Annotated in this window: 29 protein-coding genes; 26 read left to right on the top strand and 3 right to left on the bottom strand. The window is 48.3% G+C overall.

The window, feature by feature from the left end; genetic code table 11:
• The first annotated feature begins 832 nt into the window (after nucleotides 1-832).
• From ACO0LE_RS15520 to tatC, 25 genes are all read left to right on the top strand, one after another.
• A complete protein-coding gene (locus ACO0LE_RS15520) occupies nucleotides 833-3,691 on the top strand; it encodes a TonB-dependent receptor domain-containing protein (protein WP_422961257.1) in 2,859 nt (952 codons plus the stop codon).
• Nucleotides 3,692-4,191: 500 nt separating this feature from the next.
• Nucleotides 4,192-5,028: an ABC transporter ATP-binding protein gene (locus ACO0LE_RS15515; protein ID WP_422961256.1), complete on the top strand. Its 837-nt coding sequence runs from the start codon at nucleotides 4,192-4,194 to the stop codon at nucleotides 5,026-5,028.
• Entirely contained in the window at nucleotides 5,025-5,792 is a 768-nt protein-coding gene (gene mlaE, locus ACO0LE_RS15510; RefSeq protein ID WP_422961255.1) for a lipid asymmetry maintenance ABC transporter permease subunit MlaE, read from the top strand. Before ACO0LE_RS15515 ends, mlaE begins: the two co-directional genes overlap by 4 nt.
• Nucleotides 5,793-5,865: 73 nt before the next feature.
• Nucleotides 5,866-6,339, top strand: coding sequence for an outer membrane lipid asymmetry maintenance protein MlaD (gene mlaD / locus ACO0LE_RS15505; RefSeq protein WP_422961254.1), 474 nt, complete (start codon nucleotides 5,866-5,868; stop codon nucleotides 6,337-6,339).
• Nucleotides 6,336-7,088 (top strand): MlaA family lipoprotein, encoded by a 753-nt coding sequence (locus ACO0LE_RS15500; protein ID WP_422961253.1) that lies wholly within the window; start codon nucleotides 6,336-6,338, stop codon nucleotides 7,086-7,088. Before mlaD ends, ACO0LE_RS15500 begins: the two co-directional genes overlap by 4 nt.
• A 184-nt stretch (nucleotides 7,089-7,272) precedes the next feature.
• A complete protein-coding gene (locus ACO0LE_RS15495) occupies nucleotides 7,273-7,905 on the top strand; it encodes an MlaC/ttg2D family ABC transporter substrate-binding protein (protein ID WP_422961252.1) in 633 nt (210 codons plus the stop codon).
• Nucleotides 7,906-7,939: 34 nt separating this feature from the next.
• Nucleotides 7,940-8,221, top strand: coding sequence for an STAS domain-containing protein (locus tag ACO0LE_RS15490; protein ID WP_422961251.1), 282 nt, complete (start codon nucleotides 7,940-7,942; stop codon nucleotides 8,219-8,221).
• Nucleotides 8,222-8,380: 159 nt separating this feature from the next.
• Nucleotides 8,381-9,289 carry an ABC transporter ATP-binding protein gene (locus ACO0LE_RS15485; protein ID WP_422961250.1) on the top strand — a complete coding sequence of 303 codons (909 nt, stop codon included), beginning with the start codon at nucleotides 8,381-8,383 and terminating at the stop codon, nucleotides 9,287-9,289.
• Nucleotides 9,286-10,041: an ABC transporter permease gene (locus ACO0LE_RS15480; protein ID WP_422957335.1), complete on the top strand. Its 756-nt coding sequence runs from the start codon at nucleotides 9,286-9,288 to the stop codon at nucleotides 10,039-10,041. Before ACO0LE_RS15485 ends, ACO0LE_RS15480 begins: the two co-directional genes overlap by 4 nt.
• A gap of 107 nt (nucleotides 10,042-10,148) precedes the next feature.
• Complete coding sequence (locus ACO0LE_RS15475) at nucleotides 10,149-10,385, top strand: BolA family protein (protein WP_422961249.1); 237 nt, start codon at nucleotides 10,149-10,151, stop codon at nucleotides 10,383-10,385.
• Entirely contained in the window at nucleotides 10,385-11,635 is a 1,251-nt protein-coding gene (gene murA / locus ACO0LE_RS15470) for a UDP-N-acetylglucosamine 1-carboxyvinyltransferase (RefSeq protein ID WP_422961248.1), read from the top strand. The genes ACO0LE_RS15475 and murA overlap by 1 nt, the downstream gene beginning before the upstream one ends.
• Nucleotides 11,635-12,282 (top strand): ATP phosphoribosyltransferase, encoded by a 648-nt coding sequence (gene hisG, locus ACO0LE_RS15465; protein ID WP_422961247.1) that lies wholly within the window; start codon nucleotides 11,635-11,637, stop codon nucleotides 12,280-12,282. The genes murA and hisG overlap by 1 nt, the downstream gene beginning before the upstream one ends.
• 11 nt (nucleotides 12,283-12,293) lie before the next feature.
• Nucleotides 12,294-13,637: a histidinol dehydrogenase gene (gene hisD / locus ACO0LE_RS15460; RefSeq protein ID WP_422961246.1), complete on the top strand. Its 1,344-nt coding sequence runs from the start codon at nucleotides 12,294-12,296 to the stop codon at nucleotides 13,635-13,637.
• Between the two features lie 4 nt (nucleotides 13,638-13,641).
• Nucleotides 13,642-14,406 carry a DNA-methyltransferase gene (locus ACO0LE_RS15455; protein WP_422961245.1) on the top strand — a complete coding sequence of 255 codons (765 nt, stop codon included), beginning with the start codon at nucleotides 13,642-13,644 and terminating at the stop codon, nucleotides 14,404-14,406.
• Nucleotides 14,407-14,563: 157 nt separating this feature from the next.
• Nucleotides 14,564-15,646 carry a histidinol-phosphate transaminase gene (gene hisC / locus ACO0LE_RS15450; protein ID WP_422961244.1) on the top strand — a complete coding sequence of 361 codons (1,083 nt, stop codon included), beginning with the start codon at nucleotides 14,564-14,566 and terminating at the stop codon, nucleotides 15,644-15,646.
• A 23-nt stretch (nucleotides 15,647-15,669) separates the two neighbouring features.
• The gene (hisB, locus tag ACO0LE_RS15445; RefSeq protein ID WP_422961243.1) at nucleotides 15,670-16,266 is read left to right on the top strand and encodes an imidazoleglycerol-phosphate dehydratase HisB; all 597 of its coding nucleotides are present in this window, start codon (nucleotides 15,670-15,672) and stop codon (nucleotides 16,264-16,266) included.
• A 104-nt stretch (nucleotides 16,267-16,370) separates the two neighbouring features.
• The gene (gene hisH, locus ACO0LE_RS15440; protein ID WP_422961242.1) at nucleotides 16,371-17,021 is read left to right on the top strand and encodes an imidazole glycerol phosphate synthase subunit HisH; all 651 of its coding nucleotides are present in this window, start codon (nucleotides 16,371-16,373) and stop codon (nucleotides 17,019-17,021) included.
• 89 nt (nucleotides 17,022-17,110) lie between these two features.
• Complete coding sequence (gene hisA, locus ACO0LE_RS15435) at nucleotides 17,111-17,908, top strand: 1-(5-phosphoribosyl)-5-[(5-phosphoribosylamino)methylideneamino]imidazole-4-carboxamide isomerase (RefSeq protein WP_422961241.1); 798 nt, start codon at nucleotides 17,111-17,113, stop codon at nucleotides 17,906-17,908.
• Nucleotides 17,909-17,910: 2 nt separating this feature from the next.
• Nucleotides 17,911-18,675 (top strand): imidazole glycerol phosphate synthase subunit HisF, encoded by a 765-nt coding sequence (gene hisF / locus ACO0LE_RS15430; RefSeq protein WP_422961240.1) that lies wholly within the window; start codon nucleotides 17,911-17,913, stop codon nucleotides 18,673-18,675.
• Nucleotides 18,672-19,073, top strand: a complete 402-nt coding sequence (hisI, locus tag ACO0LE_RS15425) for a phosphoribosyl-AMP cyclohydrolase (RefSeq protein ID WP_422957324.1) — start codon at nucleotides 18,672-18,674, stop codon at nucleotides 19,071-19,073. Before hisF ends, hisI begins: the two co-directional genes overlap by 4 nt.
• A 25-nt stretch (nucleotides 19,074-19,098) precedes the next feature.
• Nucleotides 19,099-19,437, top strand: coding sequence for a phosphoribosyl-ATP diphosphatase (locus ACO0LE_RS15420; protein WP_422961239.1), 339 nt, complete (start codon nucleotides 19,099-19,101; stop codon nucleotides 19,435-19,437).
• Nucleotides 19,438-19,483: 46 nt separating this feature from the next.
• On the top strand, nucleotides 19,484-19,855 hold the full coding sequence (locus ACO0LE_RS15415) for a histidine triad nucleotide-binding protein (protein ID WP_422961238.1): 372 nt from the start codon (nucleotides 19,484-19,486) through the stop codon (nucleotides 19,853-19,855).
• A 97-nt stretch (nucleotides 19,856-19,952) separates the two neighbouring features.
• Nucleotides 19,953-20,180 carry a Sec-independent protein translocase subunit TatA gene (tatA, locus tag ACO0LE_RS15410; protein ID WP_422961237.1) on the top strand — a complete coding sequence of 76 codons (228 nt, stop codon included), beginning with the start codon at nucleotides 19,953-19,955 and terminating at the stop codon, nucleotides 20,178-20,180.
• Between the two features lie 47 nt (nucleotides 20,181-20,227).
• Nucleotides 20,228-20,713, top strand: a complete 486-nt coding sequence (tatB, locus tag ACO0LE_RS15405; RefSeq protein WP_422961236.1) for a Sec-independent protein translocase protein TatB — start codon at nucleotides 20,228-20,230, stop codon at nucleotides 20,711-20,713.
• Nucleotides 20,714-20,752: 39 nt separating this feature from the next.
• Entirely contained in the window at nucleotides 20,753-21,517 is a 765-nt protein-coding gene (gene tatC, locus ACO0LE_RS15400) for a twin-arginine translocase subunit TatC (RefSeq protein ID WP_422961235.1), read from the top strand.
• Here tatC and ACO0LE_RS15395 read toward each other — a convergent pair.
• Complete coding sequence (locus tag ACO0LE_RS15395; RefSeq protein WP_422961234.1) at nucleotides 21,514-22,185, bottom strand: DUF2461 domain-containing protein; 672 nt, start codon at nucleotides 22,183-22,185, stop codon at nucleotides 21,514-21,516. The genes tatC and ACO0LE_RS15395 overlap by 4 nt on opposite strands.
• Nucleotides 22,186-22,202: 17 nt before the next feature.
• Nucleotides 22,203-23,369 (bottom strand): Do family serine endopeptidase, encoded by a 1,167-nt coding sequence (locus ACO0LE_RS15390; RefSeq protein ID WP_422961233.1) that lies wholly within the window; start codon nucleotides 23,367-23,369, stop codon nucleotides 22,203-22,205.
• 17 nt (nucleotides 23,370-23,386) lie between these two features.
• On the opposite strand from ACO0LE_RS15390, the gene ACO0LE_RS15385 reads away from it, so the two are divergent.
• Complete coding sequence (locus ACO0LE_RS15385) at nucleotides 23,387-24,169, top strand: Nif3-like dinuclear metal center hexameric protein (RefSeq protein WP_422961232.1); 783 nt, start codon at nucleotides 23,387-23,389, stop codon at nucleotides 24,167-24,169.
• Nucleotides 24,170-24,243: 74 nt separating this feature from the next.
• On the opposite strand, the gene mscL is transcribed toward ACO0LE_RS15385, so the two are convergent.
• On the bottom strand, nucleotides 24,244-24,663 hold the full coding sequence (mscL, locus tag ACO0LE_RS15380) for a large conductance mechanosensitive channel protein MscL (RefSeq protein ID WP_422961231.1): 420 nt from the start codon (nucleotides 24,661-24,663) through the stop codon (nucleotides 24,244-24,246).
• Nucleotides 24,664-24,742 lie beyond the last annotated feature (79 nt).

Genomic DNA, 24,742 nt, shown 5'->3' with positions numbered 1-24,742 from the left:
GCTGGTTATGGACTTACAATCACGACCGGCCCAACACGGGCATCGGCGGCATCACCCCGAAACAGAAACTCGCACTTGCCGCATAGCCTCTACTCATAGCTCGCGCTAAAAATGGGGGGATTACCAAGTAAGGATCCAAAACACATACAACTAATGCAACAACACTCTCCAGGGGGTTGGCGTTTGCCATAATTCTTGGGGAGTGTTTTTTATTGTGCTTTTGCTAAATGCTTAGTTATTTTTAATAACGGTAATTTTCATTTGTGCACGTCAGCATCGTCAAACAAACTGACATATTAATAGCAAGCAATTTTTGTATTTTTGATAAAAATCGGTAAATTGATGAGAAATATTGGCGCTCCGTAATAGTGCAAAATGCATTGCCATAGCGCTAGTTATGTGGAGTTTTGCGGAGATGTTTGCTCGGAAGTGCAGATAACTACTGCGTTGGCGGGAAACTCATATTTCCAGAAATATGATAGACCGACCCTTTATTCTCTTGAAAGTTCCATAAATAGCTAACTATTTTTGTTTTGTTGTTTTCAGGTTTTTATCGAACTGATTTATTGACAAAAAATATGTAAAAATGTTTTCATTGAGAATTAGAATGTGGTTTCTAAAATTTCTATATTCACTATGTTTTGTTGTGTTTTTTTGGTGGTGTAGCTTAACAGCACTTCATAAAATGTGCTTGTACTCGGTAGTAGTGAACGCGAATTCATCTGAAGTTTCTAGTTGATGTAATTAACTAGGCTGAGTAGCTCAGTTGATCTGAGATAAAACGGATATACAACGTCAATCCTTAAATTTAGATAAAGTAAAAGGAAAAAATATGAAGTTTCAATTGAAATCAATGCCCATGCTGATCGCTCAGGTGATCGCCAGTGGCGCACTGTCTGCTATCGCTGTGCCAGCGGTTATGGCCCAGGAAGTCGCGGCAGGGGCAGATGCTCCGCAACGTATTACCATCACCGGTTCTGCTATTAGCCGTGCTAACAAAGAAACACCTAGCCCAGTGCAGGTTCTGAGTTCAGACGACTTGGTAAAGTCCGGTTTTACTACGGTACAAGAAGTACTCAATAACATTACGTCCAACGGCGCAGGCGCTCTTTCTCAGGGTTTTGCTGGCGCGTTTGCTGGCGGTGCGAGTGGTATTGCGTTGCGCGGCTTGTCCGTTGGCGCAACATTGGTTTTAATTGATGGTCATCGCATGGCACCGTTCCCGGTTGGTGATGATGCTCAGCGTCAATTCGTTGATATTTCCAGCATCCCATTTGATATGGTTGAACGTATTGAAGTGTTGAAAGACGGCGCTTCTTCTATGTACGGTTCTGACGCGATCGCTGGCGTAGTTAACGTTATCCTGAAAAAATCCTACAAGGGCACTGCTGTTAGTGCTGAAGTTGGTACTACACAGCACGGCGGTGGTCAAAATACTCACATGACCTTGTCTCATGGTTTCGGTGATCTTGATACGGATGGCTACAATGCATTTGGTAGCATCGAATATCGCAAATCCGATCCAATCAAGGTTTCCCAGCGCTCAAATAACGCATGGGCGGATGGTGACTGGACTTCTCGTGGTGGTATTAACTTGAATCCTGGTGTGCCAAACGCACAAAACGCAGGTCGTGTAGCCACTAATACACCATTTTTCTACAATCAAACTGGTACAGGTGGAGCAACAAATCCAGCTAACTTCACATTTGCGACGGCAGCTTGTGATTTTGCTAAGTACACTGCAGGTGGTTGTGCTGTGAGCAACACATCTTCTAACATCCTGAGCGAAACTGAAAATCTCAATTTGCTAGCCGGCTTCACTAAGAAATTGGCTGGTGATTGGGAGTTGAGAACAAAAGCTTCAATGTTCAGCAGCGAAAATAAAAATAATCGAGGTTTGCCTGCGACATTCCCAGCAGGCTCGTTTGCTGGAAATACAACTCTTGTTCCTGGTCAGGCTCCGCAGATTGTCAATGTGATTCCTAGCTTCTTGGTGCCGGCTAATTACCCTGGCAATCCGTATGGCAAAGCTGTTCGAATTTATGGATATATCCCAGACGTTGATTCGCGTAATTCAGCGGATACAAAGACTAAGTCGTATCGACTTGCTAGCGATTTAACTGGTACTTTTGCTGGTTGGGATGTGAACGCCTCTTTGGGTTATTCCAAAGTAGTTTCTGATACTGATTACTCTGGTTACATTGATCGCAAAGCGCTCTATGCTGCATTAACGCGTGCAACGAACCCATTTAAAATTACTGGTGGCAACACTGCAGAAGACATCGCCGCGATTTCACCACGTTTTTCTAAAGAGGCCACTTCCGAGCTGACGTTTGCTGAATTACGTTTTGGCCGCGAATTAATGCCTTTACCAGGTGGTGCATTAGGTCTGTCTACCGGTGTAAGTTTTGTTCATAAGAAAATTGACTCGCCATCTGCACTGCTGCTGCAGACAGGTGTAGTTGCAAGCGGTGGCGCGTACTCTTTCGGTACAGAAAACAACTCGGCAGCATTTTTCGAATTGGTTGCGCCAGTCCTGAAAAATCTGGAGCTGGATGTATCCGGTCGTTTCGATCATTTTGATACCTACGGTAACTCAACTACACCAAAAGTTGGTTTCAAATTTACTCCTCATGAGATGGTCACTCTTCGTGGCACCTACTCACAAGGGTTTCGCGCCCCGAATGCAGCAGAGAACGGTACTGCTGGAGCATTCTTTTCCTCTGGATCTGTTAATGATCCAATTTTGTGCGCAGATGGTAATCCAAAGACTAAAGGTAACGTAGTCGCAGCATGTAGCGTACAACCTGCATATGTGCAAACAACTACTAAAGATTTGCAACCTGAAAAATCAACATCTGCGACTTTTGGCTTGATTGTGGAGCCGATCAAAGGTTGGGCAACGACCATCGATTACTACCAGGTTGAGATCAAAAATCAGGTCAATACCGCATCTTTGCTGCCAGGTTTTGTGCCAAACTTCGTTCGTTCTACGCCATTAGAAACAGCTATTGCTGATGGTAACGGTGGAACCTATCTGGGTGTACCCTCAGTAGGACAGATTGCTTACGCAACATCAGGTTATGTCAATGTCGGTAGTACGAAGACTACAGGTATTGACTTAGATACTTCATATACATTCAAGATGAACTCGTATGGTAATGTGAAAGTTGGTTTACAGTTCTCGCATATGTTCAGTTACTTGTTGACCTTCCTAGATAAACAGTATGAGCTGGCCGGTACGCATGGTCCTTCTGGAGTCAGTGGTAACACCGGTAATCCAAAAAATCGTGCACAGTTGACAGTTGGCTACGATAAAGGGCCTTTGAACGTCACAACGGCGTTTAATTGGGTGGGTAGCTTCTCTGCACTTGATCCATCTGTTGAAGGTGGTAGTGACTGCGCTACCGCCGCATCTGGTGTCGGTGGGCGTGCCTATTTCTTCGGAAAAACCCAGCCGAGTTCTTTCTGTACAGTTGGCTCGTTCCTTTCTACTAACATGACAGCAACTTACAAGTTAGGCAAAAACTGGGTATTGCATGGAACTGTCTTGAATATGTTTGATCGTCAACCACCTATTGACGCTTCAACATATGGCAATGCCGGTAACGTACTCGGTTATAACGCAACATTGCATCAAGCTGGCGCAATTGGCCGTGCTTTCAATATTGGCGCAGCATATAAGTTCTAATTTATAAGTACTGTCATTCATTGTAGTAATGATGCACAAAAGGGAGGGCGAACTTGGGTTCGCTCTCCCTTTTTTTATTTAAACGGTTCTTTAACTATGTTTAGGCGACGGGTTTTTCTGCAATCAAAGATTGGTAAATTTTCGAGGGTACGCTTTATAACAAAGAGGTAATGGAAATGAATTTTAAGTCAATCTTAGTGCAGTGCGCTGAGTGTGCGTTAATCAGAAAATAGTTATTCAATAACAGATTGATGTAAATTTATAGCCAAAATGGTAATTAAATATTAATTGCTGACTTAAGGTTCATTTATTTAATATTTGAAATGTTGTTGCTATAAGAAATAAATTCTATATTTAATCTATTTATTGAAATTTAATTTCATATCTATTCACCATAAGAAATATCTTGTAAATTACTTGTTTTTGCTACGTGAATCGCTTGCAAGCCTGATTTCTCGTTCTGGATTACAATCCTAGTTTTGCAAACCTATCACCTATCTGTGACTAATCTCGTCGAAATTCGTGACCTACACTTTGGCTATGGCGACCGCTCGATCTTATCGGGGCTCCATATGGACTTTCCGCGCCGCAAAGTGATTGCCGTAATGGGCGGCTCCGGTTCGGGTAAAACCACGATCTTGCGTTTGATTGGAGGGCAGTTACAGCCTAAGCAGGGCTCAGTTGCCGTTGATGGTCAGGTCGTACACACTCTTGACACAAACGCGCTGTACGCTTTGCGTCGTAAGATGGGGACGTTATTTCAACATGGCGCTCTCTTCACTGATCTGAGTGTTTTTGAAAACGTCGCCTTCCCTTTTCGTGAGCACACAAATCTGACGCCGGACATGTTGCGAGACCTGGTGTTGATGAAATTGCAGGCAGTCGGTTTGCGCAATGCAGCGCAACTGAAGCCTGCGGAAATTTCTGGTGGTATGGCGCGCCGCGTTGCGCTGGCAAGAGCTGTTGCACTGGATCCTCAGTTAATTATGTACGACGAGCCATTCGCTGGCCTTGATCCTATTTCTATGGGCGTTACTGCAAATCTGATCAGGAACTTGAATGACGCTTTGGGGTCTACATCCATTCTTGTGTCGCATGACGTACATGAATCGTTTGCGATTGCAGATTATGTATATTTTTTATCTCAGGGAAAAATTGTTGCACAAGGTACTCCTGACGACATGCGTACTTCTAGCGATCCTTACGTTAAACAATTTGTGAATGCTGAAAGTGATGGCCCTGTCCCATTCCATTACCCGGGTAAGTCGATGGCAGATGATTTGAGTATTCATGCTCCTGTGAAGTCGCCAGTAAAAAATCAAGAGGATGCGCGATGATTGCTCGTCTTGGAAAACTGGTCAGAGAAACTGCAGATGACTTGGGGTATGCAACACGCAGTTTTTTTCAAATTTTATTCAGTACATTCGGTCTCTGGCGCAGACCGCGTCTGGTAACTGATCAGATTCATTTCATCGGTAATTATTCTCTGGTGATCATTGCCATCTCTGGCCTGTTTGTTGGTTTTGTATTGGGTTATCAAGGGTATTACACACTGAATCGCTATGGTTCGGAGGAGGCTCTGGGCCTGCTGGTCGCATTATCGCTAACGCGTGAACTTGGTCCTGTAGTGACTGCATTATTGTTTGCTGGTCGTGCGGGAACTTCAATGACTGCGGAAATCGGTTTGATGAAAGCGGGTGAGCAATTGGCGGCAATGGAAATGATGGCAGTGAATCCGGTTCAGCGGGTTATCGCACCACGGTTTCTGGCGGGTCTAATTGCGATGCCCATCCTTACGGCGATCTTCAACGCGATGGGTGTCATCGGCGGGTATCTGGTTGGTGTGAAACTGATTGGTGTTGATAACGGCGCGTTTTGGTCGCAAATGCAGGCTGGCGTTGACGTATTTCAGGATATTGGTAACGGCGTGATTAAAAGTATTGTCTTTGGTTTCGCAGTCACCTTTGTTGCTCTGTTTCAGGGCTATGAAGCGCAGCCGACTCCTGAGGGTGTGGCGCGTGCGACGACACGGACTGTCGTCATTTCTTCTCTGTTGGTTTTATGGCTGGATTTCTTGCTGACGGCCTGGATGTTTCAGTAGATATCGCAGTAAGCGTAAGCAGGTTTCGCGCTCCCCGGATGGGTGAGCTTATTGAATGAATTGGATGGTGTCTATGCAAAAAAAATCATTGGATTTCTGGGTCGGCTTGTTTGTGTTGCTGGGAGCTGCCGCCTTGCTATTTCTGGCGCTCAAGGCGGGTAACATGAGTACGCTATCGTTTGACAAGACCTATGAGGTCGTTACGCGCTTCGATAATATCGGCGGATTAAAGCCACGTGCCGCTGTGAAGAGTGCCGGCGTCGTGGTGGGTCGCGTCGGTGAAATTAAATTTGACGATAAAACTTACCAGGCAAGTGTGACCTTGCAATTAGAAAATCATTATAAATTTCCTAAAGATACTTCTGCCAAAATTCTTACGGCAGGTTTGTTAGGTGAGCAATATATAGGACTGGAACCGGGTGGCGACACTAACAATCTGGCTGCTGGTGACAGAATTAAAATGACGCAGTCGGCAGTTGTTCTGGAGAATCTGATCAGTCAGTTCCTGTTCAGTAAAGCCGCTGAGGGTAAGGATGAAAGCAAATGACATTACAATTTAAAAATATTGGCATATTACTGGTGCTCACGGTGCTGCTAAGCGCGTGTGGTACGAATACGGTCAAAGAAATAAAAAACACCACCACACAAACTTTAAGCACGATCAGTGAAAAGACGAATATCGGGAATAATCCCCGTGATCCACTGGAGGGGTTTAACCGCACGATGTTTAGTTTCAATGATGCAATTGACCAGGCGATTTTGAAGCCCGTTGCAAAGGCTTACCAGACGATAACGCCGTCTTTTGTTCAAACAGGCATCGGCAATTTTTTTGGCAATATCGGTGATGTCTGGACTGCAGTAAATAATTTGCTGCAGGGGCGGGTAGCTGATGGCGTGACAGATGTGATGCGTGTTGCGGTCAATACTACGTTCGGTTTGGGCGGTTTCATTGATATAGGATCAGCAGCAGGGATGCCTAAACACAGAGAAGATTTTGGGCAGACTCTTGGAACCTGGGGCGTGAAATCCGGTCCTTATCTGGTGTTACCGGTGTTTGGTCCTTCGACTTTGCGTGACGCAGTTGTGACACCAATCGATATGAAGGGTGATTTATGGTCTTACACAACGCCCGTATATGTCAGAAATACCGGGACTGTGTTGCGTTTGGTTGACAAACGAGCATCGGTTCTTGATGCAGGTAATTTGATTGAAGAGGCGGCCTTAGATAAATATGTATTTATTCGTGATGCTTATTTGCAGAGACGTGCAAGTCAGATTAAACCCGACGAAGAGTAACGCAGGCTTGAAATTGTAGAAATCGGCTCAACCTACGGAGGCCGTTTCAGATTTATCTGACACTTCCAAGCATTTTATGCCGGCCATGATTTGTAAGCAATTATAAAACTGGTCAACCATTGCATGATGCCAGTGGTTAAATAGGCACATTGATCAAGCGCATGAGCGCGAAGAAAGTATAACTATGAAATATGTTCGTCAATTCCTTTTCTATATGGTTGCCAGCTTGGCATTTGCGGGCGTCAGCATGGCAGCAGATGAAGCGCCTGATCAGCTGGTCAAGCGTCTAAGTCAGGAGATCATGGATATTGCCAAGAGTGATAAGGATATCCAGGCAGGAAATCAGAAGCGCGTATTTGATCTGGTGGAAGGAAAAATTTTACCTTTCGTGGATTTTCAGCGCATGACATCCCTGGCCGCAGGGAAGAGCTGGCGTGAGGCGACGCCTGATCAGCAAAAACAATTGATTAGCGAATTCCGTAGCTTGCTGATCTTTACTTACTCTGGTGCTATTTCACAGATTAAAGACCAGCGTCTGGAATTCAAGCCTTTCCGTGCCGCGGCTGAAGATACTGAGGTCGAGGTGCGCAGTCAGGTAATTCAAAAGAATGGTGAGGCTTTGCAGCTCAACTATCGTTTGGAAAAACTGGCAACAGGTTGGAAAATTTATGACATCAATGTGCTGGGTGCATGGTTGGTAGAGACTTATAAAGGTACGTTCACAGCTGAAATCAGTAAGTCTGGTATCGATGGTCTGATCAAAACATTGGCGGAAAAAAACAAAAAACTCGCTGGTGCAACCGCTGCAAAGAAATAAACCGTCTTATTTAATTTATCACTGGAGTTCAACCATGTATCAAACAAGCCGTGAAATTAACTTGCAAAACGCAGTCAGCGTTGCGCAGGCTGGCTTGTCTGTAATTGCTAAAGGCGAGACAGTATTTGATCTGTCCGCTTTAGCAGTGGTGGATTCGTCTGCTGTTGCTGTCATGCTTGATTGGCAACGTGCAGCTTCTGTCGCAGGTAGGGCCATGGAATTCCATTCCGTTTCTGCCAATTTGCTTAGCTTAATTTCATTATATGGTGTTGCCGACTTACTAGGTATGACTCCATCCTCAGCCGAGCGACATTGAGGCTAACTTCCGGTTAGCATCCCAGCCGGCCGCATTGACTCTTGCTGGCTTGAGACAATCCGGTTCCTGAAGCAAAAATCCCCTATAATCAAAGGTTTTCGCCATCTGTCTGGCGCATTCTTGATAAGCAAGCTAGTCCGCTAGCACTACAACGTCCTCATGGCCGCCATACAAATTACCAATGTTGAAAAACGCTACCAGTCGCTACAGGCGCTGGGCGGTGTCTCGCTATCGATAGAAGAAGGCGAATTTTTTGGTTTACTCGGCCCGAATGGCGCCGGAAAAACTACGCTCATTTCTATCGTCTCGGGACTGAATCGTGCTGACGCAGGTCAGGTGAAAATTCAAGGGCATGATGTCGTCACCGATTACCGTGCGGCACGTAAAAATCTTGGTGTCGTTCCGCAAGAGTTAGTGTTCGACCCATTTTTCACCGTACGTGAAACTTTACGTATGCAATCCGGTTATTTCGGTTTGCGTAACAACGATCCTTGGATTGACGAGGTCATGCACAATCTCGACTTGACCACCAAAGCCGATACCAATATGCGTGCTTTGTCTGGCGGGATGAAGCGGCGCGTGCTGGTGGCACAGGCTTTGGTGCATAAACCGCCAGTGATCGTATTGGATGAGCCGACCGCAGGTGTTGACGTCGAATTGCGTCAGACTTTATGGCAGTTCATATCTCGGCTAAATAAAGAAGGCCACACCGTTGTACTGACCACGCATTACCTGGAAGAAGCGCAGGCTCTTTGTAACCGCATTGCGATGCTGAAGTCGGGCAAAGTCGTCGCGCTTGATAGCACCGCAGCATTGATCAAGCGTATTTTAGGATCGCAGTTAAAAGTCACTCTAAATGGGCAAACCACCGGCAACTTCCCAGATAGCCTGCGTAGCTTGATTACACATCAGAGCGATAATGACTATGTATTGCGTGTTACCGATTATCTGCAGGTAGAGCCGATACTGGCTGCGCTGCGCACGGCGGGTGCTGTGATTGAAGACCTGCAATTGCAGCAGGCCGATTTGGAAGATGTCTTCCTGCAAATTATGGGAGATGGAAAATGATCGGTTTTCAAACGCTGCTCTACAAAGAGGTCTTGCGATTTTGGAAGGTCGCGACGCAGACGATTACCGCGCCAATCATGACCGCTTTGCTGTATTTGCTGATATTTGGTCATGCGCTTGAGGCCCATGTGCAAGTCTATCCGGGAGTGAAATACACGGCATTTCTGATTCCCGGTCTGGTGATGATGAGTGTCTTGCAAAACGCTTTTGCAAATTCGAGCTCATCGCTGATCCAATCCAAAATAACCGGCAATCTGGTATTCATCTTGTTGCCACCTTTATCCCACTGGGAAATGTTTGGCGCTTATGTTATCGCATCAATAGTGCGAGGACTTGCCGTTGGTACGGGCGTCTTCCTGGTGACCGTGTGGATTGCTGACCTGAGTTTTGTTGCACCGTGGTGGATTGTTATCTTCGCCTTGCTGGGCGCTGCGATGCTCGGTACGATGGGCTTGATCGCTGGTATCTGGGCGGAAAAATTTGATCAACTGGCCGCGTTCCAGAATTTCCTGATCATGCCTGCTACCTTTTTATCTGGTGTATTTTATTCGATTCATTCCTTGCCTCCGTTCTGGCAAACAGTGTCCCGCTTCAATCCATTTTTCTACATGATTGATGGCTTCCGTTATGGTTTTTTCGGACACTCTGATGTCGACCCGATGACGAGTCTTGCCGTCGTGCTGATTTTTTCATTTGCACTGACTAGCATTGCGATTTTGATGTTGAAGCGTGGATACAAACTCCGGCATTAATCTGCCAGCTGTCTATCAAAGTGGCTGCTTGCTGACGTGGACTGTATAGCCGACTGCATAGCGAACGTATTAAATATACTGAATTAAATTAAGTTGAAAGAATGACCGTGTTTCCTACTCCAGAACAAATTAAAAAATATATTGCCGATGGACTGGCATGCAGCCACCTCGAAGTCGAAGGCGACGGCCAGCATTTCACCGCGGTGATTGTTTCTGACGCCTTTACCGGCAAGCGCCTGATACAGCGTCATCAATTGGTCTATGCCGCGCTCGGTGATCGTATGCGGGAAGAGATTCATGCATTGTCGATGAAAACCTTAACTCCAGAAGAATTTCAAAAATAATGGATAAATTATTGATCACAGGCGGACAACGCCTGAATGGTGACGTCAATATTTCTGGCGCGAAAAATGCGGCTCTGCCGATTCTATGTGCCGGTTTGCTGACCGCTGATGATGTCATTCTGCATAACGTCCCGTCACTGCAAGACGTGTCGACCATGCTCAAGCTTTTAGGGCAAATGGGTTTGCGTGTCACTCAAGAAAATGGCGTCGTCACATTGAACGGTGCAGCGATTGACAGGCTCGAAGCGCCTTACGATATGGTGAAGACCATGCGTGCATCGATCTTGGTATTGGGACCATTGCTGGCGCGTTTTGGCGAGGCAAAAGTATCCCTGCCAGGCGGCTGTGCGATTGGTTCTCGCCCTGTAGATCAGCACATCAAAGGTCTGCAAGCCATGGGTGCGGAGATCACGATCGAAGCTGGCTACATTCATGCAAAAGCCAAACGGCTCAAAGGTACCCGTGTCGTGACCGATATGATTACCGTGACTGGTACCGAGAACCTGCTCATGGCGGCGACGCTGGCAGAAGGCGAAACCGTCCTGGAAAATGCAGCACGTGAGCCAGAGGTTACAGATCTTGCTCATTTATTGGTATCGATGGGCGCCAAGATTGAAGGCATCGGTACGGATCGTCTCGTTATTCAAGGTGTTGATCGCTTGCACGGCGCAACGCACACCGTCATTGCCGACCGGATTGAAACTGCAACTTTCCTGTGTGCGGTAGCAGCAGCAGGTGGCGACATTACCTTGAAAAATGTCCGTAGCGATATTCTCGATGTCGCACTCGATAAGTTGCGCGAGGCTGGTGTGATATTGACCAGCGGTACCGACTGGATTCGTGCGCAAATGGGCGGTCGTCCAAAAGCAGTCAGTTTCCGCACCACAGAATACCCGGGATTCCCGACCGATATGCAGGCGCAGTTCATGGCTTTGAACTGCATCGCGCAAGGCAATAGCCGAGTCACTGAAACGATTTTTGAAAATCGCTTTATGCATGTGCAGGAAATGAACCGCCTCGGTGCCCTGATCGACATCGATGGCCACACCGCCACGATTAGCGGTGTAGAAAAACTGGTAGGCGCCCCTGTGATGGCAACCGATTTGCGTGCCTCGGCCTCATTAGTGATTGCCGGTCTGGCAGCAGAGGGCGACACACTGATTGATCGTATCTATCACTTGGACCGCGGATACGATCGAATGGAAGTCAAATTGTCCGCCGTCGGCGCACAGATTAAGCGCGTGAAATAATGTTGACTCAACTCACACTCGCTTTATCCAAAGGCCGGATTTTTGAAGAAACATTGCCGCTATTGGAAGCCGCAGGTATACGTGTCACAGAAGACCCGGGAAAATCACGTAAGCTGATCCTCGCTACCAATGATCCAGCGATTCGTGTGATTATCGTCCGCGCCTCTGATGTGCCAACCTATGTCCAATACGGCGCTGCCGATTTGGGTGTGGCCGGTAAAGATGTGTTGCACGAACACGGTGGCGAGGGCTTGTATCAGCCAGTCGATCTGAATATTGCAAAATGCCGCATGTCGGTAGCCGTGTCCGCAGGGTTTGACTATGCGAATGCCGTCCGTCAGGGGGCACGCTTGCGTGTTGCCACCAAATATACCGAAACTGCGCGCCAGCATTTTGCCAGTAAGGGCGTACACGTTGATCTGATCAAATTATACGGCTCTATGGAGCTGGCACCGCTGGTGGGATTGTCCGACGCTATCGTCGATCTGGTCAGCACCGGCAGTACTTTACGCGCCAATAATCTGGTCGAGGTCGAGCACATCATGGATATTTCATCGCGTTTAGTCGTTAATCAGGCTGCCCTGAAAATGAAGCGCGAACGTTTGCAGCCCATCGTCGAAGCCTTTGAGCGCGCCTCCAAAAAATAAACGAGAACATCATGTCTGAATCAGTATCTGCAAGCTCCACGTCCTCCCTCTCTATCCGGCAGCTAGATGCGAGCGAAGCAGGGTTTGCACATAAACTCAGTAGCTTGCTGGCATTTGAGGCAAGTGAAGATGCAGCGATTGACCAGGCTGCAGCACAGATTTTGGCAGACGTAAAAAAACGTGGCGACATTGCTGTATTGGAAGCAAGCAATCGCTTTGATCGCCTGAGTGCGACAAGTGTGGCGGCTCTGGAGTTGAGTCAGCAAGAAATGCAGGCAGCGCTAGCTTCACTGACACCAGAGCGCCGCGCTGCATTGGAAGCCGCTGTAGCGCGGGTACGCTCCTATCATGAACAGCAAAAAATCGAATGCGGTTCTGCGGGCTTCAGTTACACCGAAGCCGATGGTACCGTACTCGGTCAAAAAGTCACTCCCTTAGATCGCGTCGGCATTTATGTCCCGGGTGGTAAAGCAGCCTATCCTTCATCCGTCTTGATGAATGCGATTCCTGCCAAGGTGGCTGGCGTCAAAGAAATCATCATGGTGGTCCCGACGCCGGACGGCGTCAAAAATCCTTTGGTACTGGCTGCTGCGGCAATCGCCGGTGTTGATCGTGTATTCACAATCGGCGGCGCGCAGGCGGTTGGTGCTTTGGCGTATGGTACCGAGACTATTCCGCAAGTCGATAAAATCGTCGGTCCGGGAAATGCCTATGTCGCTGCTGCCAAGCGCCGTGTGTTTGGCACGGTCGGTATTGACATGATCGCGGGGCCGTCCGAGATCTTAGTGATCTGTGACGGCACGACCGATCCTGACTGGATTGCCATGGATTTGTTTTCTCAGGCAGAACATGATGAGCTTGCGCAATCGATTTTGCTTTGCCCGGATGCGGCCTATATTGACGCGGTGAAGATGAGTATCGACAAACTGTTGCCTGGCATGCCGCGTCATGCTGTGATCCGTACTTCGCTGACCAACCGCGGCGCCCTGATCAAAGTCAAAGACATGCAGCAAGCATGTGATATTGCGAATGACATCGCAGCAGAGCATCTGGAAATTTCTACCGAAAATCCACAGCAATGGGCAGATCAAATCCGTCATGCCGGTGCCATGTTCCTTGGCCGCTTCTCTTCTGAGTCACTGGGGGATTACTGTGCTGGCCCTAACCATGTATTGCCAACCTCGCGTACCGCACGATTCTCCTCGCCGCTGGGTGTCTACGATTTTCAAAAACGCTCATCGATGATCTATGTCAGCGAGCAGGGCGCTCAGACGCTGGGTCGCGTGGCCGCTGAGCTGGCATATGGTGAGGGCTTGCAAGCCCATGCGCGCAGCGCCGAATTGCGCTTGAAATGACAGTATGAGTAGTTGGCGTAATCAGATATTTTGTGAAGATGCGCTAACTGGTTTAGCGCGAATCCCAGACGGTAGCGTAGACCTGCTACTGGCTGATCCACCTTATGGATTGGGTAAGGATTATGGGAATGATTCAGACAAAATGGCGTCGGCAGATTATCTGGCGTGGACGGAGCAGTGGATAGATGCGGCACTTCCCAAGCTGAAAGTCAACGGCAGCCTGTATATTTTTCTGACATGGCGCTATTCGCCCGAAATTTTCGTGATGCTGAAACAGCGCATGACGATGATGAACGAAATCGTCTGGGACAGACGGGTACCATCGATGGGTGGCAGTGTGCGCAAGTATTCGTCGGTGCATGACACGATCGGTTTTTTTGTCAAGGCGAAGGATTATTTTTTCGACCTGGATGCGATCCGTATTCCTTACGATGCCGAGACCAAAAAAGCGCGCAGCCGGAAAATTTTTGAAGGCGCGAAATGGCTGGAGCTTGGGTTTAATCCTAAAGATGTCTGGAGTGTTTCGCGTTTGCATCGTGAACATGCTGAGCGGGAAGATCATCCTACCCAAAAGCCGCTGGAAATCGTCGAGCGAATGATTAAAGCTTCATGTCCAGTTGGCGGAATCGTACTGGATCCGTTTATGGGAAGCGGTACAACGGCGGTGGCAGCGCGTAACTGTGGGCGTGACTATGTGGGATTTGAACTGAACGAAGAATATTGTGAACGCATTACAGCGCGGCTCGATAGTCTGGCGGTGCAGGTTTAGGCAAGACAGGTGTTTGTTCTTTTGAAGGTCATGGTTTGATCTTGATGTAGGCCTGATTTAGCTAATAGCAAAAGAGTATTAGGGGAGTATAGCCAAAAACACTATACTTCCCGCACATTAATAGTAGGCTTTGTTTTTATACTGGCTGGAGTATATTTTGTCGTTGATTGAAAACATCATCCGTTCTGACGTGCGTGCTTTGTCTGCTTATCATGTGCCGGACTCCGCGGGTTTCGTGAAACTCGATGCGATGGAAAATCCTTATACCTTGCCAGACGTACTGAAGCAGGAGCTTGCGCAGCGCCTCGCCGCCGTTGCGCTAAACCGCTATCCGGTTCCGTCTTATTCCCATTTAAAAACAGCGATTAGCCGCCAGCTTGGCGTACCTGCCGGGTACGACGTCGTCTTGGGTAATGGTTCGGACGAGCTGATCAGCATGGTCTCAGTCGCGTGTGCCAGGCCTGGTGCCAAAGTGCTGGCTCCGGTTCCTGGCTTTGTGATGTATGCGATGTCAGCACGTTTTGCCGGACTTGAATTCGTCGGCGTACCTTTACGCACTGATTTTACTTTGGATGTGGCGGCGATGCTGAGCGCGATCGCCGAGCACCGGCCAGCGATTATTTATCTTGCTTATCCGAATAATCCTACCGGTACTTTGTTTGAGGTTGCAGAGATCGAAGCGATTTTGCATGCGGTTGGCGACACCGGTGTGGTGATCGTCGATGAGGCATACCAGCCTTTTGCTCAAGCCAGCTTTATGCCGCGACTCGCCGAGTTCGCCAATCTGGTGGTGATGCGGACAGTATCCAAGCTTGGTCTGGCTGGCATACGCCTTGGCTATATGTCGGGCAGTGCTGCCTTGATGCAGGAATTCGAAAAAGTGCGTCCGCCCTATAACATCAATGTACTGACCCAGGCCGCTGCAGAGTTTGTGCTGGAGCATGTCAATATTCTTGATAGCCAGGCTGCAGAGTTGCGTAGCCAGCGCAGCGAATTAAGCGCTGCGCTGACGAGTTTGCCCGGAGTGCAAGTATTCCCGTCGGCAGCAAATTTTGTCTTGATACGCGTCGCTAAAGCGGAACTAGTCTTTGCCAAATTGCTCGAACAAAAAATTTTAGTCAAAAATGTGGGTAAAATGCACACTCTGCTGGAAAACTGTCTGCGTATTACCGTCAGCACTCCGCAGGAAAACGCGCTGTTTTTAGCAGCCTTTATCGCCGCCCTCCAGGCGTCTCAGTAGTTAAGTTTAACTCTCTCAAAATCATGCAATCCCAACGCACCGCCGAAGTAAGTCGTAATACGAACGAAACCCAGATCCGTGTCGCTATCAATATTGATGGTACAGGTAAGCAAAAACTCAATACTGGCGTGCCTTTTCTGGATCACATGCTGGATCAGATCGCCCGCCATGGTTTGATTGATCTGGACATTGACGCTGTCGGTGATTTGCATATCGATGCACATCACACGGTAGAGGATGTTGGTATCACTCTGGGTCAGGCGTTTGCAAAAGCCATCGGTGACAAAAAAGGTATACGCCGTTATGGCCATTCCTATGTGCCTCTGGATGAAGCGCTGTCGCGCGTCGTCATCGATTTTTCGGGCCGTCCGGGACTGGAGTTTCATGTGCCCTTCAAACGTGCCATGATCGGCACCTTTGACGTCGATCTGACCCACGAATTTTTTCAAGGTTTCGTGAATCACGCACTGGTGTCGTTGCACATAGATAATCTGCGCGGCGATAATGCCCATCATCAATGCGAAACAGTGTTTAAAGCGTTTGGCCGTGCCCTGCGCATGGCAGCAGAGCTGGATCCTCGTGCGGCCGGAACAATTCCGTCGACCAAAGGTAGCCTGTAAGTAAGTCTGTTTTTTCAGCCTGCTCTGGTTCGTTGTTCTGTTTCACCGCGGTAGCTAACTGTTGTGGCACACTGATACAGCTCACTTAATTTAGTCAAACAAGCATGAATAAAATTGTTGTAGTCGATTACGGCATGGGCAATTTGCGCTCGGTAGCGCAAGCCCTGCTCGCAGTAGCACCCGAGGCGGATGTTCGTATTTCTGGTGAAGTAGCCGATATCCAGTCTGCTGATCGGATTGTGTTACCTGGCCAGGGTGCCATGCCAGATTGCATGAGCAGCCTGCGCGATTCCGGTGTACAGGATGCTGTGATGACGGCTGCACGTAATAAACCCTTGTTCGGTGTTTGTGTCGGCGAGCAAATGCTGTTTGACCTCAGTGAAGAAGGTAACACACCGGGCCTGGGCCTATTGCCGGGCAAGGTCGTGCGCTTCGCTCTGGACGGTCAGTTACAAGACGACGGCTCGCGTTTTAAAGTGCCGCAAATGGGCTGGAACCGCGTCAGGCAAGTGCAGGCGCAGGGACACCGTCATGCACTCTGGCAGGATATCGCCGACGATGCCTACTTTTACTTCGTTCATAGCTACTACGCGCAACCTGCCAACGCGGCACATATCGCTGGCATTACCGAATACGGTACCGCATTTGCCTGCGCGGTTGCCAGAGACAATATTTTTGCCACGCAATTTCATCCCGAGAAGAGTGCAAATGCTGGCTTGCAACTGTATAAAAACTTTGTACACTGGAACCCTTGACGATTGATTTCGTCAAAACCTTTTAGTTAATTTCTATCGTTATTTTCTATCTACTTAGTTCGCTTTAACTTACCTAAACTCATAAAGCCATGCTGCTCATTCCTGCTATCGACCTGAAAGACGGTCACTGCGTACGCCTTAAACAAGGTGATATGGACCAAGCCACCGTATTCTCGGATAACCCTGCTGATATGGCGCGCCATTGGCTGGAACAAGGTGCGCGTCGCTTGCACCTGGTGGATCTGAACGGCGCTTTTGCGGGCAAGCCAAAGAATGAGGCTGCAGTCAAGGCCATTATTCAGGCGGTGCGTGATTTTGCTGAAGAAAACGAGATCGAAGAAATTCCAGTCCAGCTCGGCGGCGGCATCCGTGATCTGGATACGATAGAGCGTTACCTCGATGACGGTATCAGCTACATCATTATCGGCACTGCTGCGGTGAAGAATCCTGGTTTTCTGGCGGATGCCTGCAGCGCGTTCCCGGGACAGATCATCGTCGGTATCGACGCCAAAGACGGTAAGGTGGCGACGGACGGCTGGAGTAAGCTCTCCGGTCATGAAGTGATTGATCTGGCGCAAAAATTTGAAGGCTACGGCGTTGAATCGATTATTTATACCGACATTGGCCGTGACGGCATGATGGGCGGCGTGAATATCGATGCGACTGTCAAGCTGGCGCAGGCCGTCAGCATTCCCGTGATTGCCTCCGGCGGCGTGCACAACTTGCAAGACGTTGAGGCTTTGTGTGCTGTTCAGGGGGAAGGTATTGAGGGCGTTATTTGCGGCCGCTCAATTTATGAGGGCACACTGGATCTCGCTACGGCGCAAGAGCGTGCCGACGAACTCGATGAGCTGGCTGGAAGTGCTCAAGACAACGAAGAAGACTAAGCATGGCTTTAGCGAAACGTATTATCCCTTGTCTTGATGTGACCGCTGGTCGTGTCGTCAAGGGGATTAATTTTCAGGAATTGCGCGACGCCGGGGATCCGGTTGAAATCGCGCGCCGCTACGATGTTCAGGGTGCGGATGAAATTACCTTCCTCGATATCACCGCATCCAGTGACGGGCGTGACCTGATTTTACCGATTGTCGAGGCGGTCGCTTCCCAGGTATTTATTCCTTTAACTGTAGGTGGTGGTGTACGGACAGTCGCTGATGTACGTCGCCTGCTGAATGCCGGTGCGGACAAAGTTGGTATCAACACCTCGGCGGTGACTAATCCTCAATTAGTTTTTGACGCTTCGCAGAAGTACGGCTCTCAGTGTATCGTGGTAGCGATTGATGCGAAGCAGACAGCGCCGGGCAAATGGGAAGTCTTTACACATGGTGGTCGCAATGCAACCGGCCTGGATGCAGTTGAATGGGCACAAAATATGGCTCGACTCGGCGCAGGTGAAATCTTGCTGACCAGTATGGACAGAGACGGTACCAAAGTAGGATTTGACCTCGGCCTCACACGTGCCGTGTCTGATGCGGTATCTATTCCTGTGATCGCTTCTGGGGGCGTTGGTGGTTTGCAAGACTTAGCTGACGGCATCAAAATTGGCGGTGCCGATGCCGTATTAGCGGCAAGTATTTTTCATTATGGTCAACATACCGTCCAAGAAGCCAAGGAATTTATGGCGGCACAGCAGATATCAATGAGACTGTCATGAGTGCGTCAAAATGGTTGAATAAAGTTCGCTGGGACGAACAGGGCCTGGTGCCTGTTATCGCGCAGGAAGCATCGAGTAATGACGTTCTGATGTTCGCCTGGATGAATCGCGATGCACTGACTAAAACAGTCGAATTAGGCGAAGCCGTGTATTGGAGCCGCTCTCGCAAGAAACTCTGGCACAAAGGGGAAGAATCCGGTCATATTCAGAAGGTATTAGAAATCCGTCTCGATTGTGATGAAGATGTCGTCTTGCTGAAAATTGAGCAAGTTGACAGCATCGCTTGCCACACAGGACGTCATTCGTGTTTCTTCCAGAAATTTGAAGGCAGCGTTAATGATGGCGATTGGCAAGCTGTCGATCCGGTCTTAAAAGATCCGGAAACGATCTACAAGTAAACTCCACAATTGATAAGTTTATCGTATGAGTGAAACCCTGAAGCGCTTGGCTGAAGTGATAGAGAGTCGCAAACTCGCCAATGGCGGCGATCCTGCGACTTCGTATGTGGCACGCTTATTTTCCAAAGGCGACGACGCGATTTTAAAAAAAATTGGCGAAGAAGCGACTGAAACCGTGATGGCGGCGAAAGACGCGCGCACTTCCGGTGACAAATCCAAAGTCTTGTATGAATGCGCCGATCTCTGGTTCCACTCTATGGTGCTGCTTGCACAATTTGAGCTGACACCGCAAGATGTCTTGAATGAATTGGCAAGACGCGAGGGCTTGTCCGGACTTGATGAAAAAGCAGCGCGTCAGGAATAAATTTTTACTTGAACAGACCCTAGTGTTTGAAAAATAAGAGGACACCGTGAGCAACTGCATTTTCTGCAAAATCGTAGCGAAACAAATTCCATCGAGTGTGGTGTATGAGGATGATGAATTTCTAGCCTTCAAGGACATTCATCCGGCAGCGCCCGTGCATTTTTTGATTATCCCTAAGCAGCATGTCGAGACATTGTCAGATACGTCTGTAGTACATGTGTCTATGCTGGGTAAGATGCTGGCCCTAGCGCCGCGTCTGGCAAAGGAGCAGGGTTGCGGTCTGAGCAGGGATGCTGACGGACAGGTTTCCGGTGGTTACAAAACCTTAATTAACACCGGTCCAGACGGCGGGCAAGAGGTGTATCATCTGCACATGCACGTCATCGGCGGTCCACAACCGTGGCGCGGGCAGCGTTAACTTGTATTGAATGTCGAACGTTTTAAAAGTAGCTTCGACGACGATTCTTACTCTTCAGTATTTTGTCAGAGCGTGAACGCTCACATTAGGAGAAATCATGGGTTCTATGAGTATTTGGCACTGGTTGATCGTGCTGGTTGTTGTGATGCTGGTTTTTGGCACCAAAAAATTGGGTAATATTGGCTCAGATCTCGGTAAAGCTGTGAAAGGTTTTAAAGATGGCGTCAAAGGTGAAGAAGAAAAACCAGCGACTACACAACAAGTTGCCGATAAAACAGTTGGCGCGACAATTGATGTCGACGCTAAAGAAAAGTCTAAGCAATAATCTATGTGTTATTCCGGCCTACCTTTGATGTGCGGAAGTGCTGACGCATGATTGATCTTGGTATCAGCAAATTAGCGTTGATCGGCGTTGTTGCCCTCATCGTGATCGGTCCTGAAAAGTTGCCCAAAGTAGCCCGTATGGCGGGGTCTTTGTTTGGGCGTGCCCAGCGTTATATCAATGAAGTGAAATCCGAAGTCAGTCGCGAGATTGAGCTGGAAGAGCTGCGTAAAATGCAAAAGGACGTGCAGGACGCAGCTCAAGATGTAGAACAGTCGATTGCGCAAGGTTTGGCTCAAACAAAAAATGAGATTGAATCTGCCTGGCGAGATACTGAGTCACCTTTGCTCAATCCTCCGGACGCAAATCATCTGGCCGTCAAGGCAAAAGACTTTCGCCGTAAAAAACTCGCGAGAACTTCAGCTATTCCTAGTTGGTATAAGCATCGCCATGGCGGCCGTAGCCATGTGATGTCTGGTTCTGCAAGAGTCGCCAAGCACAGACCTAAACGCAGCAATTCCGCCAGTTTCTTCTGATGTTAGTGCTATCTCCTTTTACCTTGGTACAGATTTCACATGAGTGACCCATTAGAGTCCGGTGCTGCAGACACATTTATTTCGCATCTGGTTGAGTTGCGGGATCGCCTCGTAAAAGCATCTATCGGTATTGCAATCGCCTGCGCAGCACTGTTTGCCTGGCCCGGTCCCTCTGCAATCTATGATTTTCTCGCTAAACCGATGATCGGCTCTTTGCCTGTTGGTGCAAAGATGATTGCAACGGGTGTTATATCTCCTTTTCTGGTGCCGATGAAGGTCACCTTGCTGGTAGCGTTCATGCTGGCCTTACCCTGGGTGCTTTATCAGGTGTGGGCGTTTATTGCGCCAGGCTTGTATTCGCATGAAAAAAAGTTGGTTGCTCCTTTAGTGATTTCTTCGTCACTCTTGTTTTTATCTGGCGTCGCTTTTTGTTACTTTTTTGTTTTTGGCCGGGTATTTAAATTTATCAACGAATTCGCACCGACCTCGATTACGGTAGCGCCAGACATAGAAAATTATCTCGACTTTATCATGTCGATGTGCCTTGCCTTTGGCATGACGTTTGAAGTCCCTATCGTTGTTGTGGTGCTGGTGCGTATGGGACTGGTGACTGTCGACAAGCTGAAAGACATTCGCCCTTACGTCATCGTCGGTGCGTTTGTCGTTGCCGCGATCGTCACACCGCCCGATATTGTTAGCCAGTTTTCACTGGCTTTACCGATGTGGTTTTTATTTGAATTAGGTTTGCTGGTTGCTCCGGTTTTTGTCAAAGCAACTCAGGCACCCGATCAGGTCGCCGACTAAGCTGCAGTGCGTAGCCAGCTTACCAGCGGGTAGGCGGCTTTGAAACCCTTTACTAGCGTGGCTTCCATTTCCTCTGGATTGGCTTTGTCCAACGTGCAGTCGGTCCAGACCATAAAATTCTTATTTTTGATTTCTTCAATATGTGGCAAGTCGGCATCGAACCCTTTTGGTGGTCGCATCAGCTTACCTTCGTTTTGCAAGCCGCCAAAAATTTGTTTAAGTGCCTTGTTTTTCAAGACTTTTCCAAAACCGTTAGGGTCAGCGACGATCTGATTGCGGATCACCCGCAGCCGGTCTGATGGTGGCATGTATTCGCCGACCGCAAAAAACAATCTGCCAGTCGCATCAATCTGAAAGTAGTAGGCTGGCCCACCGCCTTCGCTAGGTTTTTTGCGACCGCTAGGCAAGATTGAGGCTGAGAATGTTGTTTTATAAGGAGATTTGTCCGCAGAAAAACGCATGTCGCGGTTGATGCGAAATAAGGCTTTCTTTGGCTCACAACCGATAATTGACGGATCGGTTTTACCGATTTGCACAATCAACTTCGTTACCAGTTCCAGAAATTCTGCACGCAAAATATCGTAGCGCGGCTTATTCATGACAAACCAGGCGCGGTTGTTGTTCTCCGATAACTCAAATAAAAATCGTTGTAGATCGCGGATATGCATGGACTTCTTTCCTGAAATTATTCTTCGCGTTTGATGGCGGGACGTTTGCCGATGAAGACGTCAAACGTAGATTCGGATGAATTGCGCAGGACGGCAATTTTTGCTTTTTGATTTGGTGGTAATTGCGCAATCAGATTCAGCATCTCTGTCGTATCGCCAACGGATTTACCTTCAATCGCCAATAAAATATCGCCTGGTTTGATACCGGCCTTGTCCGCCGGGCCGCCGCGAATTACACCTGCGATAATGGCCCCCGATTTTTGCTTGATACCAAAACTTTCTGCGAGTTCTGGCGTGATGTCCTGTGGCTCTACGCCTATCCAGCCACGTACGACCTGACCGTTTTTGATAATTGATTCCATCACGGTTTTTATCGTCGTTACCGGAATAGCAAAGCCAATTCCAAGCGATCCGCCGCTACGTGAATAAATTGCGGTATTGATGCCGAGCAGATTGCCGTTAATGTCGATCAGAGCACCACCTGAGTTGCCCGGATTGATCGCTGCGTCGGTTTGAATAAAATTTTCGAATGTATTGATGCCAAGGTGATTGCGGCCCAGTGCCGAAATGATGCCCATGGTAACCGTCTGTCCTACACCGAAGGGATTGCCGATAGCCAGCACTACGTCACCCACACTCGCTTGCTCTGAATGACCTAGGGTAATCGCTGGCAGGGACGGCAAGTCAATCTTGATGACAGCCAGATCGGTTTCAGGATCAGTGCCGACGACTTTGGCAATTGTTTTGCGGCCATCAGGTAAAGCGACATCAATTTCTTCAGCGGATTCGACAACGTGATTATTCGTCAGGATGTAACCCTCTGGACTGAGAATAACGCCTGATCCCAGACTTGATTGTCGTTCATTCGGTTGATTTTGTTGATCGCCAAAAAAACGTTTCATGAATGGATCATTGAGCAGGGGACTATTCGCCTGCCGCGCTTCTTTTGAGGTGTAGATATTCACGACCGAAGGCATCGCCCGTTTGGCCGCTGCACGGTAGGAATTTTGCGATGGAACCGCGTTTGCCGGGGCTTCTTGCATGGTGACCGTTGACGTCATTTGTAAACTTTGATTGCCCCGCAATGCCTTGCTCGCCCATTCAGGCTTTAAGGTGGTTACAATAAACCAGAGAGCTAATACTACCGTGATGGTTTGTGCAAATAAGAGCCAGAGACGTCGCATAAAAGGATCAGGAAAAAATGAATCAGATTGAAATGCATCCACAAACAGTCAGCAGGGAGCAGCTTGCGCAGTTTTTGGCGGAAGAGCTACAGATTAACCGCTTTCGTGATTATTGCCCAAATGGCGTGCAGGTGGAAGGGCGGTATGAGATAAAACGTATCGTCAGCGGTGTGACGGCTAGCCTAGCCTTATTAGAAGAAGCGGTTCGACTGAATGCGGATGCCATACTGGTGCATCACGGTTATTTCTGGCGCGGCGAAGATATGCGGGTGATCGGCCAAAAACAAAGGCGCCTAAAGCTGTTGCTGGCACAGGATATATCCCTCTTCGCTTACCACTTGCCCCTTGATATGCATGCGCACCTGGGTAATAACGCGCAATTGGCACGTCGCCTGGATTTACGTCCTGAAGGCCGTTTTGGTGAGGATGATTTGGGCTGGACAGGTGTCATCAGCGATGACTCGATCAAAACAGTCGGACAATTTGCGATGCATATTGAACAGCGCTTGGGACGCTTGCCCTTGGTGATTGGCGATCCGGAACAGACGCTGGGTAAAATTGCCTGGTGCACAGGTGCTGCGCAAAATATGCTGGATCAGGCAATTAATGCCGGCGCCAGTGTCTATCTCAGCGGAGAAATCTCTGAGCCTACCGTGCATCTGGCGCGAGAATCAGGTGTCTCGTATATGGCTTGCGGCCATCATGCTACCGAGCGCAACGGAGTTAAAGCGCTGGCGGAATTTGTGGCGCAGCGATTTGGAATTGAACACCACTTTGTTGATATACCGAATCCGGTATAAGAAGCCGGCATAAAAAAGCCACCGCTGATCAGCAGGTGGCCTTTACACGCAAACAGTAACAGAAGTTACTGCGATTATTTTTTCAGTGCGTCTCTGATTTCACGCAGCAATACAACGTCTTCTGGCGTTGCTGGAGCAACAGCCTCTGCGACTGGCTCATCTTTTTTCATCTTGTTGAACAACCGGACCATCTGGAAAATGATAAAGGCCAGGATCAGGAAATTCAGTGAAATCGTAATGAAATTACCGTAAGCCAAAACCGCACCGGTTTTTTTCGCCTCGACCAGAGCGAGGTTGCTGGCCTGGCCGTTTAAAGGCAAATAATAGTTTGAGAAGTCGAGGCCACCAAAAATTCGTCCGATGATTGGCATGACGATATCGGCAACAAGTGAGTCGACGATTTTCCCAAAGGCGGAACCAATAATGACACCAACTGCAAGATCCACAACATTTCCCTTGCTGGCGAAATCTTTAAATTCTTTTAACATACTCATAATGACTCCCGGTTAATTATAATAAAGCAACAAGATTTTACGCTGCAAACTAAATTGCAATGTTGATTTTTTTGTCAAA

Source organism: Undibacterium sp. Xuan67W (genome assembly GCF_049340165.1).
Classification (GTDB): Bacteria; Pseudomonadota; Gammaproteobacteria; order Burkholderiales; family Burkholderiaceae_D; genus Undibacterium.
This window is presented reverse-complemented; position numbering and strand designations above follow the sequence as displayed.